The organism is Duganella caerulea (genome assembly GCF_040362985.1).
Taxonomy (GTDB): Bacteria; Pseudomonadota; Gammaproteobacteria; order Burkholderiales; family Burkholderiaceae_D; genus Rugamonas; species Rugamonas vulcania.
The window spans coordinates 575,333-590,206 of record NZ_BPWJ01000003.1 but is presented as its reverse complement, the minus strand read 5'-3'; the positions used below and the strand labels follow the sequence as shown (position 1 = coordinate 590,206).

General features: G+C 66.4%; 13 protein-coding genes and 1 tRNA gene. 6 read left to right on the top strand and 8 right to left on the bottom strand.

What is annotated here, in order from left to right; translation table 11 throughout:
• The first annotated feature begins 11 nt into the window (after nucleotides 1-11).
• The 3 genes from ACUJB0_RS11825 to ACUJB0_RS11815 all read left to right on the top strand — a co-directional run bounded on the left by ACUJB0_RS11825 (nucleotide 12) and on the right by ACUJB0_RS11815 (nucleotide 2,569).
• Nucleotides 12-1,541: a fumarate hydratase gene (locus tag ACUJB0_RS11825; protein WP_161085995.1), complete on the top strand. Its 1,530-nt coding sequence runs from the start codon at nucleotides 12-14 to the stop codon at nucleotides 1,539-1,541.
• Nucleotides 1,541-2,380, top strand: coding sequence for a glutamate racemase (gene murI, locus ACUJB0_RS11820; protein ID WP_444845391.1), 840 nt, complete (start codon nucleotides 1,541-1,543; stop codon nucleotides 2,378-2,380). Before ACUJB0_RS11825 ends, murI begins: the two co-directional genes overlap by 1 nt.
• A gap of 113 nt (nucleotides 2,381-2,493) precedes the next feature.
• A tRNA-His gene (locus ACUJB0_RS11815) sits at nucleotides 2,494-2,569 on the top strand.
• Nucleotides 2,570-2,638: 69 nt separating this feature from the next.
• Here ACUJB0_RS11815 and ACUJB0_RS11810 read toward each other — a convergent pair.
• The gene (locus ACUJB0_RS11810; RefSeq protein ID WP_444845390.1) at nucleotides 2,639-4,150 is read right to left on the bottom strand and encodes a mechanosensitive ion channel family protein; all 1,512 of its coding nucleotides are present in this window, start codon (nucleotides 4,148-4,150) and stop codon (nucleotides 2,639-2,641) included.
• Nucleotides 4,151-4,339: 189 nt separating this feature from the next.
• Here ACUJB0_RS11810 and ACUJB0_RS11805 point away from each other — a divergent pair, with 189 nt between their 5' ends.
• A complete protein-coding gene (locus ACUJB0_RS11805; RefSeq protein ID WP_444845389.1) occupies nucleotides 4,340-5,041 on the top strand; it encodes a hypothetical protein in 702 nt (233 codons plus the stop codon).
• 24 nt (nucleotides 5,042-5,065) lie between these two features.
• Here the strand turns inward: ACUJB0_RS11805 and ACUJB0_RS11800 are convergent, their stop codons facing one another.
• Nucleotides 5,066-5,284 (bottom strand): hypothetical protein, encoded by a 219-nt coding sequence (locus ACUJB0_RS11800; protein ID WP_161091356.1) that lies wholly within the window; start codon nucleotides 5,282-5,284, stop codon nucleotides 5,066-5,068.
• Between the two features lie 217 nt (nucleotides 5,285-5,501).
• Between ACUJB0_RS11800 and ACUJB0_RS11795 the strand changes: the two genes are divergently transcribed.
• Together ACUJB0_RS11795 and ACUJB0_RS11790 are read left to right on the top strand one after the other, a co-directional pair.
• The gene (locus ACUJB0_RS11795) at nucleotides 5,502-5,954 is read left to right on the top strand and encodes a hypothetical protein (protein WP_444845388.1); all 453 of its coding nucleotides are present in this window, start codon (nucleotides 5,502-5,504) and stop codon (nucleotides 5,952-5,954) included.
• Nucleotides 5,955-6,079: 125 nt separating this feature from the next.
• Nucleotides 6,080-6,205 (top strand): hypothetical protein, encoded by a 126-nt coding sequence (locus ACUJB0_RS11790; RefSeq protein WP_256367618.1) that lies wholly within the window; start codon nucleotides 6,080-6,082, stop codon nucleotides 6,203-6,205.
• A 4-nt stretch (nucleotides 6,206-6,209) separates the two neighbouring features.
• On the opposite strand, the gene tssA is transcribed toward ACUJB0_RS11790, so the two are convergent.
• The 6 genes from tssA to ACUJB0_RS11760 are packed head-to-tail and all read right to left on the bottom strand — an operon-like array spanning nucleotide 6,210 to nucleotide 14,870.
• Nucleotides 6,210-7,415, bottom strand: a complete 1,206-nt coding sequence (tssA, locus tag ACUJB0_RS11785) for a type VI secretion system protein TssA (RefSeq protein WP_444845387.1) — start codon at nucleotides 7,413-7,415, stop codon at nucleotides 6,210-6,212.
• Between the two features lie 12 nt (nucleotides 7,416-7,427).
• Complete coding sequence (locus ACUJB0_RS11780; protein ID WP_444845386.1) at nucleotides 7,428-8,063, bottom strand: formyltransferase family protein; 636 nt, start codon at nucleotides 8,061-8,063, stop codon at nucleotides 7,428-7,430.
• Nucleotides 8,064-8,086: 23 nt separating this feature from the next.
• Nucleotides 8,087-12,205 (bottom strand): type VI secretion system protein, encoded by a 4,119-nt coding sequence (locus tag ACUJB0_RS11775; RefSeq protein ID WP_444845385.1) that lies wholly within the window; start codon nucleotides 12,203-12,205, stop codon nucleotides 8,087-8,089.
• Between the two features lie 37 nt (nucleotides 12,206-12,242).
• Nucleotides 12,243-13,010, bottom strand: coding sequence for a DotU family type IV/VI secretion system protein (locus tag ACUJB0_RS11770; protein WP_175048218.1), 768 nt, complete (start codon nucleotides 13,008-13,010; stop codon nucleotides 12,243-12,245).
• A 10-nt stretch (nucleotides 13,011-13,020) separates the two neighbouring features.
• The gene (tssK, locus tag ACUJB0_RS11765; protein ID WP_444845384.1) at nucleotides 13,021-14,346 is read right to left on the bottom strand and encodes a type VI secretion system baseplate subunit TssK; all 1,326 of its coding nucleotides are present in this window, start codon (nucleotides 14,344-14,346) and stop codon (nucleotides 13,021-13,023) included.
• Between the two features lie 17 nt (nucleotides 14,347-14,363).
• Nucleotides 14,364-14,870 carry a hypothetical protein gene (locus tag ACUJB0_RS11760; RefSeq protein WP_444845383.1) on the bottom strand — a complete coding sequence of 169 codons (507 nt, stop codon included), beginning with the start codon at nucleotides 14,868-14,870 and terminating at the stop codon, nucleotides 14,364-14,366.
• Nucleotides 14,871-14,874 lie beyond the last annotated feature (4 nt).

The following is a 14,874-nucleotide window of genomic DNA, read 5'->3' as shown; positions in this document are numbered from 1 at the left end:
GCGAGAACATCATGACCATCATAAAGCAAGAAGACCTGATTGAATCCGTTGCCGCCGCGCTCCAGTACATCAGCTACTACCACCCAGCCGACTATATCCAGCATCTGGCGCGCGCCTATGATGCCGAGCAAAGCCCGGCCGCGAAGGACGCGATCGCGCAGATCCTGACCAACTCGCGCATGTGCGCCGAGGGCAAGCGTCCGATCTGCCAGGACACCGGCATCGTCAACGTCTTCCTGAAGATCGGCATGGGCGTGCGCTTCGAGGGTTTCACCGGCACCGTCACCGACGCCGTCAACGAGGGCGTGCGCCGCGCCTACAACTACGATGACAACAAGCTGCGCGCTTCCATCGTGGCCGATCCGCACTTCGACCGCAAGAACACCAAGGACAACACGCCGGCCGTGGTCCACATGGAACTGGTCGAGGGCAACACCGTCGACGTCAAGGTCGCTGCCAAGGGCGGCGGTTCGGAAAACAAATCCAAGATGGTCATGATGAATCCTTCCGATTCGCTGATCGACTGGGTGCTGAAGACCGTGCCGACCATGGGCGCCGGCTGGTGCCCACCTGGCATGCTGGGCATCGGCATCGGCGGCACCGCCGAGAAGGCGATGCTGATGGCGAAGGAAGTGCTGATGGAAGACATCGACATGTACGAGCTCAAGCAGCGCGGCCCGCAGAACAAGCTGGAAGAGCTGCGCATCGAACTGTGCGACCGCATCAACGCGCTGGGCATCGGCGCGCAAGGCCTGGGCGGCCTGACGACCGTGCTGGACGTGAAGATCATGACCTACCCGACCCACGCCGCCTCCAAGCCGGTCGCAATGATCCCGAACTGCGCCGCCACCCGCCACGGCCACTTCGTGCTGGACGGCTCGGGCCCCGCCTACATGACGCCGCCTCCGCTGTCGACCTGGCCTGACGTGAGCTGGGCGCCGGACACCGAGAAGTCCAAACGCGTCGACCTGAACACGCTGACCAAGGAAGAAGTCGCCTCGTGGAAGCCGGGCCAGACCCTGCTGTTGAACGGCAAGATGCTGACCGGCCGCGACGCCGCGCACAAGCGCATCCAGGACATGCTGGCCAAGGGCGAGGAACTGCCGGTGGACTTCAAGAACCGCGTGATCTACTACGTCGGCCCGGTCGATCCGGTGCGCGACGAAGTGGTGGGCCCAGCCGGTCCGACCACCGCCACCCGCATGGACAAGTTCACCGACATGATGCTGGAGAAAACCGGCCTGATCGCGATGATCGGCAAGGCCGAGCGCGGCCCGGTCGCCATCGAGTCGATCAAGAAGCACCAGTCGGCCTACCTGATGGCGGTCGGCGGCTCGGCCTACCTGGTGTCGAAGGCGATCAAGGGCGCCAAGGTGCTGGGCTTTGCCGACATGGGCATGGAAGCGATCTACGAGTTCGACGTGGTCGACATGCCGGTGACGGTGGCGGTCGACGCCGCCGGCACCTCGGTGCATGAAACCGGTCCGAAGGAATGGAAAGCCAAGATCGAGGCGCTGAACGTTCCGGTCGTAACCGCCTGATGCAAGGCGCCCGCTCTCCCGGTGCCCCCATCGGCGTCTACGATTCCGGCGTGGGCGGGCTGTCGGTGCTGCGCCACATCCGGGCGCAGCTGCCGGCCGAGGACTTGATCTACTTCGCAGATTCCGGCCACGCGCCGTACGGCGAAAAGACCGAGCAGTACGTGGTCGACCGCGCGCTGCTGGTGGCCGCCTTCCTGCTGGAGCGCGGCGCCAAGGCGCTGGTGGTGGCCTGCAATACCGCGACCGTGGCCGCCATCAAGGCGGTGCGGGCGCGATATCCCGAGCTGCCGGTGGTCGGCGTCGAGCCCGGCCTGAAGCCGGCCGCCGCCATCACGCGCAGCGGCAAGGTCGGCGTGCTGGCGACGGCGCGCACGCTCAAGGGCGACAAGTTCCTGCAACTGCGCGAGCAGATCAGCGCCGCCACGCGGGCCGAGTTCCTATTGCAACCATGCGTGGGCCTGGTCGACCAGATCGAGCTGGGCGACCTGGACACCCCGGCCATCGCCGCGCTGCTGGAGCGGTACGTGGCGCCGCTGCTGGACCAGGGCGCCGATACGCTGGTGCTGGGATGCACCCATTATCCTTTCGTCCAAGCCGGCATCGAACGCGTGCTGCGCGGCCACGGCCACCCGGACGTGACGCTGATCGATACCGGCGACGCTGTGGCGCGCCAGCTGGTGCGCCTGCTGGACGCCGGCGGCCTGCTGCATCCGGCGCGCGGCGACGGCGAGGCGCCCGCCTCCCTGCGCGGCTACACGACGGCGGACGTGAGCGCGCTGGCGCCCGCCTTCGCCAATCTGCTGGGCCTGCATCCGCCGGTGGAAAAGGTTAATGTTTAAGCAATCCGGGATATTTTGAAAAAACTTTGCATTTAGATTTGCAGGATTCAAAACTGGCTTGTATAATTCGGCACCTGTCTACGAAACAGTAGACAAAGCGAAGTAAATCAGTGGTGGCTGTAGCTCAGTTGGTAGAGTCCAGGATTGTGATTCCTGTTGTCGTGGGTTCGAGCCCCATCAGCCACCCCACCGAATTCGTGGTAAAACATAAAGCTTACAAGCACCTGCTTGTAGGCTTTTTTGTTTTGGGCGGCCATCTCAGTGCAGCCTGAAGAACCGCCGTATTCCTTCCAGGTAGTTGGCTTGCTGTACTTGCTCGGGTTCCGCATGGTGGTTGCGGACGGCGCTCAGGCCTTCGCTGCGGTCGCTGAGCACGTGGGCGAATTCGTCCGCCAGTTCGGGACGCTCTTGCAGGATGGTTTCAAAATTCTCCTTGTCCAGCCGGTAGCACAGCACGTCGGTCCTGGCGGTGACGGTGGCGCGGCGAGGCGCGCCGGTCAGCAGGCCGATTTCGCCGAACACGTCGCCCGCCTTGAGCGTGGCGCAATGGACGCGCTCCCGCCCTTCCACCTCGAACCACACGTCGGCCTCGCCGCCGGCCAGCAGATACAGCCAATGCGCGACCGCGCCCTGCCGGGTGATGATGTCGTCCTTGACGAACGGCGTGTTGCGCAGCGCCTTGGCGAGTTTGGCCAGTTCCTCGTCAGTGAGGCTGGAGAACAGCGCGACCTTGCCCAACGCCTTTTTGCGCGCATCGATCTCCACCGATTGCCGGGCGTTCGAGCGCCGCTCCGAATCCGCGTTCAGGCGGATGTCCATGCAAGGATGGGCGAGCGACAGGCTCTGGCGCTGCAGGGCGCTGTAGAAATGGATGCGCACGGCCGAATCGGTGCCATCGTCATGGGCCGGGTTGGTGAGCCAGTAGCGCACCGCGTACTGGATCAGGCCTTCGCGGTAATCGGTGACGATGCATTCGGGCGGCCGGATTACCGAGATATGCTCGATATGGGTCTGCCGCAGCGCCGTCTGCACGGTGGCGATGACTTGCTGCGGCGGCACCGCGTCCTCGATCCAGAAATGCACCCAGCGCCGGAACTCCGGCTTGCTCTCGCGGCTGTACACCTCGACCTTCGATTTCATCAGCACGCTGTTGGGGATGACGATCAGGTTGCCGTTGTTGGTGTGCACCGCCGTATGCCGCCAATGCACCTCCACCACCTTGCCGCGCACGTCGTCGACCTTGATCCAGTCGCCGATGCGGACCGAGTTGTCGAACTGGAGCGCGAGTCCGCCCAGGATATTGCCCAGCGTTTCCTGCATCGAGAAGGCGACCACGCCGGTGATGACCGCCGACGTGGTGACCAGTCCGCTCAAGTCGAGGCCGGCCACGCGCAGCCACACCAGGCCCCAGACGATGTAGGTGATCACCAGCAGGATGTCTTCCATGATGCGCGGCGGGTGCATGCGCAGGGCCGGCAGCAGCACGCGGAAGGCGGTCAGGCCGAGGATGCGTATCAGCAGCAGCCCGAAGCCGAGCATGGAGGCGCTTTCGAACAGGCCGGCGGCCTGGCGCTGGTCCATGTCGATCATGAGCTTGCTGGAGAGGCTGAGGATCAGGCACAGGCCGCCGAACAGCAGGTTGTTGCGGAACATGTGCTGGCTGTCGGGATCGGAGCGGGTCAGCAGCAACTGCGTCACGCTGCAGAAGAGGACGGCGGCGACCAGGCCGGCGTGCCACGGGTTGATCCATGGGCCATCGATGGTCAGCATACAGGCTCCTCATCCGTTGCTAGCTTGAATGTATTGTGAACTGATCGCCACCCAGGCGCAATGCGATAACAAGCTAAACTATTTAAACCCTTTTGGCTTAGCAACAAGACAGCCACCTGTTGTTGCTTAAAAGTTAATGGTGTACCATGGACAAATCCCTGCGCTTTGGGTAAATCCACCGGAACTAAAATGAACTGGACCACCGCACTTCTCGGCACCCTATTCCTCAGCAATCTTGCAACGGCGGAGACGGCGCCCGAGCAGGAAGTCAACATCGTCGGCTTCAAGAATCCCGAGCACAAGTCCTACCAGTCTTTCGTGCGCGCGCTGTCGGTCGCCGAGCGCTACAAAGAGCTGGCGCCGCAGGCCGATCCCGGCTTCCGGCTGCTGTCCAAACCGCCCGGCAAGGATCTCACGCTGCGCCTGGTCGGCAACGCCGCCGAACAGCCGATCGCGCTCGATCCGCAGGGCTACTTCCGCCTGGAGAAAAAGGCGGCCATTGACGACGAGCGGGCGGACCTGGTGGTCTCGGCCAAGGCTGGCGCCGCGGCGTTCAAACCGTCGGTGCACACGCCCGGCCTGCCGCCGTCCACGCGGCGCCTGGGCGACCTGCGGATGGAGTGCGAGATGTTGTGGGTAATGGACAAGGACGACATGCCGTTCCTGATCAGGTCGACGTTCCAGCTCGCCGGAGGCATCTGCCATTCCGGCAAGATCGCCGTGGATTTTTCCGAGCCGCTCAAGCTGCGCTCGGCCACGCTGGTCGAGGCCGACCGCACATTGAAGCTGCCACTCCAGGCCGACCGCCGTGGCTACATCGCGCCCGTCCATGACAAGAGTTGGAGCAACGAAGCCAGGGTGGTGTTCGAGCCGGTCGAGGATGGCAGCTGACAGACTATCAGCGGCCAGCCTTCGCTATCGGTACAGTGCGGCGACGTAGTAGACGCCGGCAGCCAGTACCCCGCTGACCACGTACAGCGCCCCGCGCACAAACGTGACTTGATGTCGCAAGCCATCGACCTTTTCGCCCATGGATTTCACATCGGTAATCAGCCGCTCGACATTGCTGGATAACTTGCCGATTTCAAGCAACACAAACCGCAGATCGGCTTCATTTTCGGAATTCATCGCCATGTAGTCCTCCCATCAATCGATGGCAACCATCATATCCCGCGAGCTTCGCTGCGGGGCCAGCAACAGCTTTGACGAATATCATGAGGCGGAAGTTTATCCGCCACGCCGGCGTTACAAAATTTTGTTGCTGCTGTTGCCCAATGGAACTTGTTTGGCGCTACAATGAATGTCTGTGCATTCGCATGCAACGCCTCCCCTTTCAAGATTAAGCCCAGCCATGTCCCACGAGAGAACACCCCTGCACGAAGTCAGTACCTATAGCAAGGACACGCCGGTCGGCTGTCCAGATGTCAACGGACGCGCGGCCGTGTTTGTGCCGACCGCGCTGTTTGACGTGAGCAGCTCCACCACCATCCGCAAAGGCGCCGGCATCGTCGGCTACGGCAATCCGGATGGCTCGCTGACCGTCTTCTTCGAAGCCAACCGCTTCGACGAGACCAGCCTGCACAAGTGGGAAAACAAGGCCCGCAAGGCCTACGACCGCATGGTGGCCAGCGCGCCGACCGTGTCCAAGGCCAAGATGGACCCGAAGATGGTCGAGCAGATCGGCTACATCGACGGCTCCGGCATCCAGCTGAAACACCCGGAACTGCTGCAGCACTGGCTGGAAGTGTCGAACGCCACGGACACCGCGCCGGCCGACGCCATCATCGTCTGGAAAACCAAATAAAGTTGGTACAAAGATAGAAGACGGGCAATTGTCCTACAAAGTATCGGACATTCGGCTGATGCCCGTCTGACCTCCCCTGGGATATTCTGGACTCATTGGTAGTCCCATCCCCACCGGAGTCTGTCATGGCACGCTATCTCCACATCGCCTTTGGCGCGTTGTTGCTCGGCCTGGCTTGCGCATCAACCTACGTGTTGTGCACGGAAAACGCCTTGCAAGACCATTCCACCTCGCTCTACCAGCTGCGCTGAGACTTCATTCACGCAAGCCCAGCATATTCACCAGACGGTTCAAGTCGCCCTCCTCGCGGATAATTTCGGCCATCAGTTCGGGCAGCGGCATGCGGCCCCAGTTGACCGCGCGCCGCAGCAGATAAGGCGTCGGGCTGTGCGGTTCCACCAGGCTCAAATAATCGGCCAGCGCCTCCAGCGTGGCATACGCCTCGTCGCGGCTCTTCCAGCCGGACTTGGCCGCCACCGCCGGCGCGGCCGCGCTGCTCGTCTCCTCCTTGCCTTGCGGCGCTTCGGGCGTCGTCATCTCTTCTTCCTTTTGCTCGGGAACCAGCTGTTGCAGCACGCGCTCCAGCGCCACCAGCGTTCCCTTCAGTTTAGACAGGTTCGGCGCCTGCGCGCCCAGTTGCAGGTCGACGAAGGCCAGCATGGTCTCCAGGCAGTTCAGGCAGCGCTGCACCACCTGCAAGCGCTGGGCCAGCTCGCGGCCCAACCGCTGGTGGGCGTAAGCGATCACTTCGATGCGGGTCAGCGGCGCCTCGGCGTCGGCGGGCGGGCGCGGCTCGGCCGGGTGGCCGGCCAGTTCGCGCGCCGTCATGCGCTCCCAGTCGACCAGGGTCTGCGCCGGCGGCTTGCGGCCGTTGATCTTCAGCAGCGGCACGTGCACCCGCACCGTCACCGAGAACGATTCGTTGATCCACTCCAGCGGCGCCACGCGAGCGTCGGCGTCGCCGTCCTGGATCACCGGATGCAAGCCTTCCCAGTATTGGCGCAGCAGCCGGTCGACCAGGCTCAGGCCGCGATACATGCCGTCGACGCCGTGCTGCCGCGTCCACGCCTCCAGCAGCCAGGCGGCGATCTGCAAATCCTTGGAGCGGGTGGACAGCATGGTCTTGCAGCGCGTCTCGATCAGCGGCCAGTCGGCCTTCTGCAGCGGCCGCTCCCACTGCCGCATCGGCAGGCTGGGATCGTCCTCCTCGCGCGCCAGCCGGATCTCGGTGAAGATCGGATCGTAGCGCAACGCCGGGCCGCAGGGCTGGTCCTCGGTGATGGGCTTGAGCAAGAGCTCCAGCTCCTCCTGGTGCTCGATGCTCATCAGGGAAAGCGGTATCGGCAGGCTGGGTGCGTTCATAGGGGCGGTCGGGTTCGGAGTACTGGGTGTTCGCTCATCGGAAATCAGCAGGCGCGCCTTGTCGACCAGGTTGCGCAGATTGCTTTTTATGGTCGCCATGCGCGGTTCCGCCTACGGTAGCATCTTGGCGAGCTCGCGCGCAAAAAACTTCGCGGCAAGCGGCGACGTCAGCTTGTGCAAGTCCACCACCGTGGCGCCGTAGGGCACGTAGATTTTCTCGGACAGGGCCAGCAGCGGGCCGGTGTCGAAGCCTTCGTCGATCTGGTGCATGGCGATCATCACATGGTCGGAGCCGTTGTCCAGCAGGGCCTGGAAGGGATTGGGGCCGGCGTAGTGCGAGGGCCAGCCGTCGTCGATGCAGGGATGCAGGTTGTAAAAGCCCAGCCGCGGCCAGTTGAACAGGCGCGCGTCGATGCGCTGGCCGAAGGTGGCGGTGATGCACAGGTCGGGCTTCCACTGCCGGTCGTACAGGCTGAAGAACTCGTCCGTCTTGACGCGGCCCTTGTACGGCACGATGCCGTGCGACAGCGCCAGCTGTTCCACCATGGTTTCCTCCGCCAGGCTGTGCGGATAGGCCCAGACCCGGCGCCCGCGGCTGACATGGTCGGAGTCCACGTCGTCGGTGGCCACGCCGACCACGCGCACGCGCTGCGCCAGCGGCCCCTTGAGCAGTTCGCTCAGCACGTGGAAACCGCGATGGAAACTGCCGAACAGGGCAACGCGCACGAGTGGGGGCAAGGATGACATGGCAACACCTCGTTCAAACCGGCCTACCACGCCGGCGCCTTGACAGGAAACACCGGCGGCCACACCAGCGGCGTGCGCTTGCCGGCAGCGCTCACGGTCAACCGCACGTACACCCTGGCGCGGCTGTCGCGGGTCTGGATGCGGCCGTCGCCGACCGCGCTCATCGGGAATTCAAATTTCAACAGCTGCGAGCGCGCGCCCGACGCCGCAGCCGATCCTGCGTCGGTCTCGCGGTAGGCCGACACAAAGCTGAACAGCGCCCACGGATCGTCGAAGCGGTAGCTGACGGTGCGCCCGTCGACCGCCATGCCGGGATGGCCAGGCTCGGCTTTCGGAATGGCCGGGCCGTCCTGCGCCACGCGCAGCGTCAGCACCAGCGGCAGGCCCGGCTCCCAGCGCAGCGCGTGCGGCGCCTCGCGCTGGTGCACGGTGTGGGCGCCGATGGCCAGCGACCAGTCGATGATCTGGTTGCCCTCGCTTTCGGCGGCGCTGTTGGCGCGGAACTCGACCAGCACGTCCAGCCCGGCGGCCTGCCCTTCCTCGCTCGGATACAGCGGCGCCAGGAACTCGCGCACCTTCTGCATCTGCTCGTCGACCTTGCGCACGGTGCTGGCCGGCGACGGCCGCGTCGGGTCGCGGTCGGAGGCCAGCGCCAGCGCATGGGCCTGGTCGAACAGCTTGAGCACCGCGCCCACCTCCTCGACGTCGGCCGGGACGCGGTCGCCCTTGCCGGCGTCGGCCGTCAGCGCGCGGAACGGCGCGCGGTTGGCCAGGCCGGCGTTGAAGGCGTCGGCGAAGCGGGTCCAGGTGTCCTGGTAGCGGGTCTGCGTCAGCTCGCGGCAGCGCGAGTACAGCCCGGCCTGCAATCCCTGCATCCGCTCGGCGAACAGGTCGCCGGCGCGGCGCTGCGCCGCGCGCGCCGACAGCTTGTCGAGGCAGTTGTCGATGCTCAGGTCGGCCGCGCCGGACAGGATGAATTGCTCCAGCGCGGTCAGGCTGCTGCTCGGGCTCTTCAGCTTGTAGCGGCCCAGGTCGGCCACCGTGACTTTCCAGCGCAGCACCGACGGATTGTCGGCGCCGGCGCCGCCCAGTTGCAGCAGCAGCGCTTCCGCGCTCTTGCCGGCGGCCTCGATGAAGGCGGTCTGCTGGGCGACATAGGCTTGCAGGCCGCCCGCGTCCGATGCGCCGAAGGCATCCAGCAGCGGCCCCTTGGCGCCGTTCCAAGAGCTGAAGGTGCGGTCGCGCGGCACGAACAGGTCGGCGCGCACCAGCGTATCGTCGAGCTGTTGCAGGCGGCTCAGCGCGTCCTGCGTCAGCACCGCCGACAGATGCGCCGCCACCGTGGCGCCGCCGTTTTCCTGCAGCCAGGCGCGCACCCGCAGGGCCTTGGCGTGGTCGGCCTCGTTGACCGGGGACGGCGTGTCGCGCGCCGACACCAGGTAGGCCTGCGCCAGGATGTCGCGCGCGGTGTCGGCCAGCGCGGCGTCGGTCAGGCGCGCGGCCGGGCCCTGCATCATGACCGGGAACTTCGGCAGCAACTCGGTCTGCACCCGCTTGCGCGTGTCGGCCAGCGCCAGCACCTGGTCCAGCCGCGCGCCGTCCCAGCTGACGGTGGCGCCGGCCGGCACCTCCGGCAGGCGGCCGGCGTGGCTGGACTTCATGAACGGCTGCGACAGCAAAAGGTTGAGCGCGTCCAGCAACGCCCGCCGGTCCGGCGCGAAGTTCCACGAGGACTTGGCGTCCACCCATTCCAGTCCCTGGCTCAGTCCCAGCGCGTGGTTCTCGTCCGTCATGGGCGCGTCCCACTGCGCGATGAACCGGCGGAAGCCTTCCTCGGTCTGGGCGCGCGCATCCTCGACGGCTTTGTTCCCCAACAGCGACATGCTGCCCGCCTGCTGCAACAGCTGCGTCCAGCCCGGACCGAGATCGAGTTTTTCGCCCCGCATCCATCCGCCCGTGCCCGTCATCAGGAAGGCTTCCTGCGCGTGCAGCGCCTTGCGCAGCGTCTCCCAGGGCGCGAGGTTGGCCTCGGCATTGGGGTCGCCCTGGTACAGCGTGGTCAGGCTGTCGTTGATGCTCTGTTCGGCCAGGTACAAGCCGTTGTTCTGGAACAGCCGGCTCGACACCGCCTTGACTCCCAGCCCGAACGAACAGGCCAGCGCATCCTGGACCGGCGCGAGCTCCAGCGGCGGCTTGGTCGCGGCCACCGTGCGGAACAGCGCGGCGATGCGCGTCAGGTTGCCGCTCACCCGCTGGTGCAGCAGCTCTTCCACCACCAGGCCCAGGTCATCGCCGGACGGCGCCTTGTTGCCGGGTGAACTGAGCCGCTGCATCGCATGCACCACCTTCTCAAGCTGCGCAACGTCGTCCACATACATCCGCAGCGCGTCGTATTCCTGCGTGTTGGTCACATCCAGCCCCACGGCCGGCGGCGCGCCGAGCTGCCTGGCGCCGCGCGGCGGCGCGCAGTACCTGCCGGCCAGGGCGCCCGAGGCCTTGTCATACGGCCTGCCGGACAGCGCGCCGGCGCTGGTGTAGACCGCCTGCTGCAACGGGTCGAAGGCGGTTTCGGCGAAGCCGCTTTCCATGCGCCGCTGCACCCGGACCGGCAAATCGTCGAACCATTGCCACGAGCCTGGCATGAACGGCGACCACAGGCGGGCATTGGCGATCTTGCCGATATTGTCCAGCGCATCGAGCGCGCCCCGCTGGTCCAGCCGTTGAGAGGAAAGATGGTTGCGCCTGCCGGCCTCGCTTTGCGCGTCGTCGTGGCTCAGCGATTGCAGCGCCGTCACCACTTCGGTGCCCAACCCGTGCAGGCGGACCGTGGCGAACACCAGCCCCAGCACCCACACCGCCGGCACCCCGACGGCGGCCCAGCGCGCCGCGCGGTGCATGCCCGGACGGCGCATGCTGTGCACCGACGACGAGCGCACCAGTCCGGCCTCGGCAAAGATCTTGCGTTCGAAGATATCGCGCAGGAAGGCCGGCACCGCGCTGTCGCGGCCCGGCCGGTAGGCGGGCGCGTCGGCGGACAGCGAGGGCTCGGTCCGGTCGGGCAAGGCGGCCGGCGCCGGCTCGGCCGGCATCGGGCCTGCGCCGTCGGCCGGCGCGTGGCCGGCGCCCAGCAGCGCCGCTTCGTCGCTGCAATCGCCGGTCAGGTAGATGCCGCGCAGCAGGAAGGGCTCGTGGTAGGCGCTGGGCCGCATCAATTCTTCGGCAAACATCTTCAAGCCGGCGCGCAGGCGTTCGACCTGGTTCGGCAGCAGGAAATACTCGCTGCTGTCGGCGTCGGACGGCTCCAGCGCGCACAGCTCGGCGCAACTGTCGGACAGCGTGCGGCCGATCTCGTTCATCGCGGTGTCGATCCACAGCCCCTGGAACGGCGCCACCAGCTCGTGCGGCGAGGACCAGCCCAGCATCGAGCGGCGCAGCGGTTCCGGCAAGGCCGCCGCGAAGCGGGCGAAGCCGGGTATGGTCTCGCAATCGCTGATCGCCAGGTAGATCGGGAAGCGCAGCGCCAGCCGGTTCTGCGCCAGCCACAGGCGGCGGTGGATGGCCTTGGCGCGCGCGGCCAGGTCCAGCTGGCCGGCGCCCTCGACGTCGAGCAGCGCGCTGGCCGGCAGCGCCACCACGATGGAATCGAAGGGCCGGTCCGGCCGGTAGTTGCGGCACAGGCCGAGGAAGTCGTCCCAGGTGGTGTTGGCCATGGCGTTGGCGCCGGCCGCGTCGGCGTCGGGCATGCCCAGCGAGTCCGAGTGCAGCTGCACCGCGATGCCCTGGTCGAAGAAGTTCCAGGCGATGCCCTGGGCGCCGGCGGTCAGCGTGCTGTCGGCGCTGAGCGCGCTTTGCAGCCCCGATTGCAGCAGCGGCAGTTCGCGCCCGGCGCCGCCCTCGTTGAGCACCAGCGTCCACGCCAGGCTGTAGCGTTCCGAGCGCGCGGCGATATTGTTTTCGATCAGCTCCACCGCCACCCGGAACGATTGCTTGAGCGAGTCCGTGCTGATCTGGCGCGGTTTCTGGTCGGCCGGCTTGTCGGCCTTTTCCGCGCCCTTCATCGCCGCCCAGATGACGATGGCGAACAACAGCATGACAAGCAGCGTCAGCACCAGCAAGGTGGCGATGGCCGTGTTATCTGACAAGAAGTTGAACACTATGCGCTCATCCTGTTTGGTTTAATCACACAGTCGTGGCCAGCGCGGCGCGGATCGGCCACGATTGCCACAGCCACAGCACTTCGGACAGCCCCAGCAGGATCAGCAGCGCCAGCACGAACATGATGCCGCTGCGGTTGAACTTGGGCAGGCGCCGCGCCGCCAGGTGCGACAGCGTGCTGGCGTACGGCTGCTCGGACAGCGTGCGGTCGCGCCCCTGCAGGTCGGCCGGGCGCTGGTACACGAACTGGAACAGCTCGCGCCGGTACTCGGCGATCTTGTCCTGCTTCTGGCCGCGGTAACGGCCCTGGAAGCCCAGCGACAGCAGATAAAGATACAGTCGGCCGACGTTGCGCCGCGCCGCCTCGCGCTCGCGCAGCAGCTGGTCGAGGTCGTCGAACACGCGCTCGCCGGCAAAGCTGGACTTGAACAGCGTGGTCTCGACCAGCACGTGGCGCCAGTAGCCGCGCCCGGCCCATTCGGTGTTGAGCATCACCTCGTCGGCCAGCGCGGCCTTCAGGAAGCGGCCCTGCACCTCGGCCTCGATGCCGGCCTTGCCGACGATGCGGCGCGCCTCCAGCGACTGCAGCTCGATCAGCTGGCACAGCTGGCGGCTGAGCGCCTCGGCGGCGGCATTGGCCTCGCCCTCGGCCACCCGCGTGGCCGCCTGCGCCGAGCGCGACAGCATGTCGTAGAAATCGCGGAACTGCACCGACGCCAGGTCCACGCCCTCGCCGGCGCCGCCGCTCCAGGCCGGCGGCGGCGACGCGTTGCTTGCATTTTTCGATAGCATGCTCACGGCATCATCCCTTTATGAACAACACCACTTCCTGCGGACGCTGCGTCTGCAGGCTTTCGTTGGCGTTGCTGATCAATAAAGCCTGGCCGGCCACGATGAATTCGTCCGACACTTCCACGCTGAACAGGGTGTAGCCGGCGCTGGCGCGCAGGCCCAGCTCGGGCGCGGCGTCGATGCGGCTGCGCGGCGCGCCCAGCACGCGGCGGTCGGTCAGCGAGGTCCACACGGTCTGCGAGCCGATCACCGCGCCGGCCATCCACTGCGTGGCCTCGCGCTCGGGCTGGCCGCGCAGGCCCACCACCAGCCGCGCGCCCAGCCACTCGGCCTGCATCGCCAGCGAGAACGCCTGGCCGTCGTAGCCGAACACGCAGGTCTTCCATTCCTGGCTGACCTCGCCCACCAAGTCGGCCAGCGCGGTCAACACGGCGTCGAAGGCCGGGGCGGTGTCGGCGTGGTCGTAGGCCGGCGGCATGATGGGCACGGCGCCGGGACGCAGGGTCGCCAGCGGGCCCAGCTGCGCGCACAGCGCCAGGTACAGCGGCATCGGATGCACGGACGGACTGCGCAGCAAGGCTTCCAGCACCGGCAGGTTGAGGATCAGGCTCGACAGCCGGGCCTTCTGCTCCAGCAGGTTGATGCGGTCCTCGGTGCGCGACGACGGCTGCGCGGTCTGGCGCGCCAGGAACACCGCCTTGTTGCGCATCTGCGTGACCAGGTGCTGCGCGCGCTGGCGCACGGTGGACGCGGCCGGCACGTCCAGCATGGCCGGCAGGTAGGCGCCGCGATGCACGATCTCGTTGCCCTTGTTGACCGTCATCAGCCGCAGCGATGTGTACGCCGCCGACGGCACCGGCCCGGCCGCCAGCCCCAGGTTGACCGCCATGCGCGGCACGTCGGCCGGCAGCGCCTGCGACACCTCGTCCTCCACGGCCGGGCTCTCGACGCCGCGGAACATCGCGGGCTGGCCCGGCTGGCGCAGCGAGCGCGTGTTGCCCACCACCAGATACACCGCCAGGTCCTGCTGCGCCATCGCCTCGGCCCACGGCGCCAGGTCCAGCTCCAGCCGCTGGCCCTGCGCCAGCGCGCTGTCGTAGGTCACGGCCATGCCGTTGGGCAGGATCGCCTCCAGCTGCTGGATGCGCAGCAGGCCGGTGGTCAGCAGCGCCTCGTCGATGACGAGCTCGCGCACGCCCCAGCCGTAGGGATTGGCCGCCATCGATTGCCAGGCCAGCAGCGCGTCGATGCGCGCGCCCTCCTGCTGGAAGTGCTGCGGCGTCAGCATCATGCCTTCGTGCCACTGGATGCGATGTGAAAGTTGAGGTACGGTCATTGAGTCGCTTTCATGATCTACTGGGCCGCGCCGGCCTTGGGCTCTTTGGCACTAAAGCCCTGCGCGTTCAGTTGCACAACATATGCCGACGCGTTCAGCAACAGGCGCTCGCGGTGCTCGCCGGCGTTGCTGTAGCCGGCGAACACCAGCGCGGCCCAGGCCTTCTGGTCGCTCCATTTTTTATCGTTCAGCTTGATCGTCTGGGCCGGCACCAGCTCGTACTGGTAGACGGTGAGCGCCTCGGGGAAGGTGCGCTGCAGCTCGGCGCGGGTGGCGAACCATTTCGAGGCCGGCATGGCCACCAACGCATCGAGCACGGCCGGGTCCTTGACCAGCACCACGTCCACCGCCACCGCGCTGTTGCTGTTGGCGTCGTCGGCGGCGCGCAGGGTCAAGGTCTTCCAGCTGGGCGAGGCCATGCTGGGGCCGAACAGCGCGCGCGTGGCGCCGCAGCCGGCCAGCGCGCACAACAGCGCGAACAGCAGCAAGCAGCGGCGAGGGATCGGGGTCATCATCAGTTGCATAAGT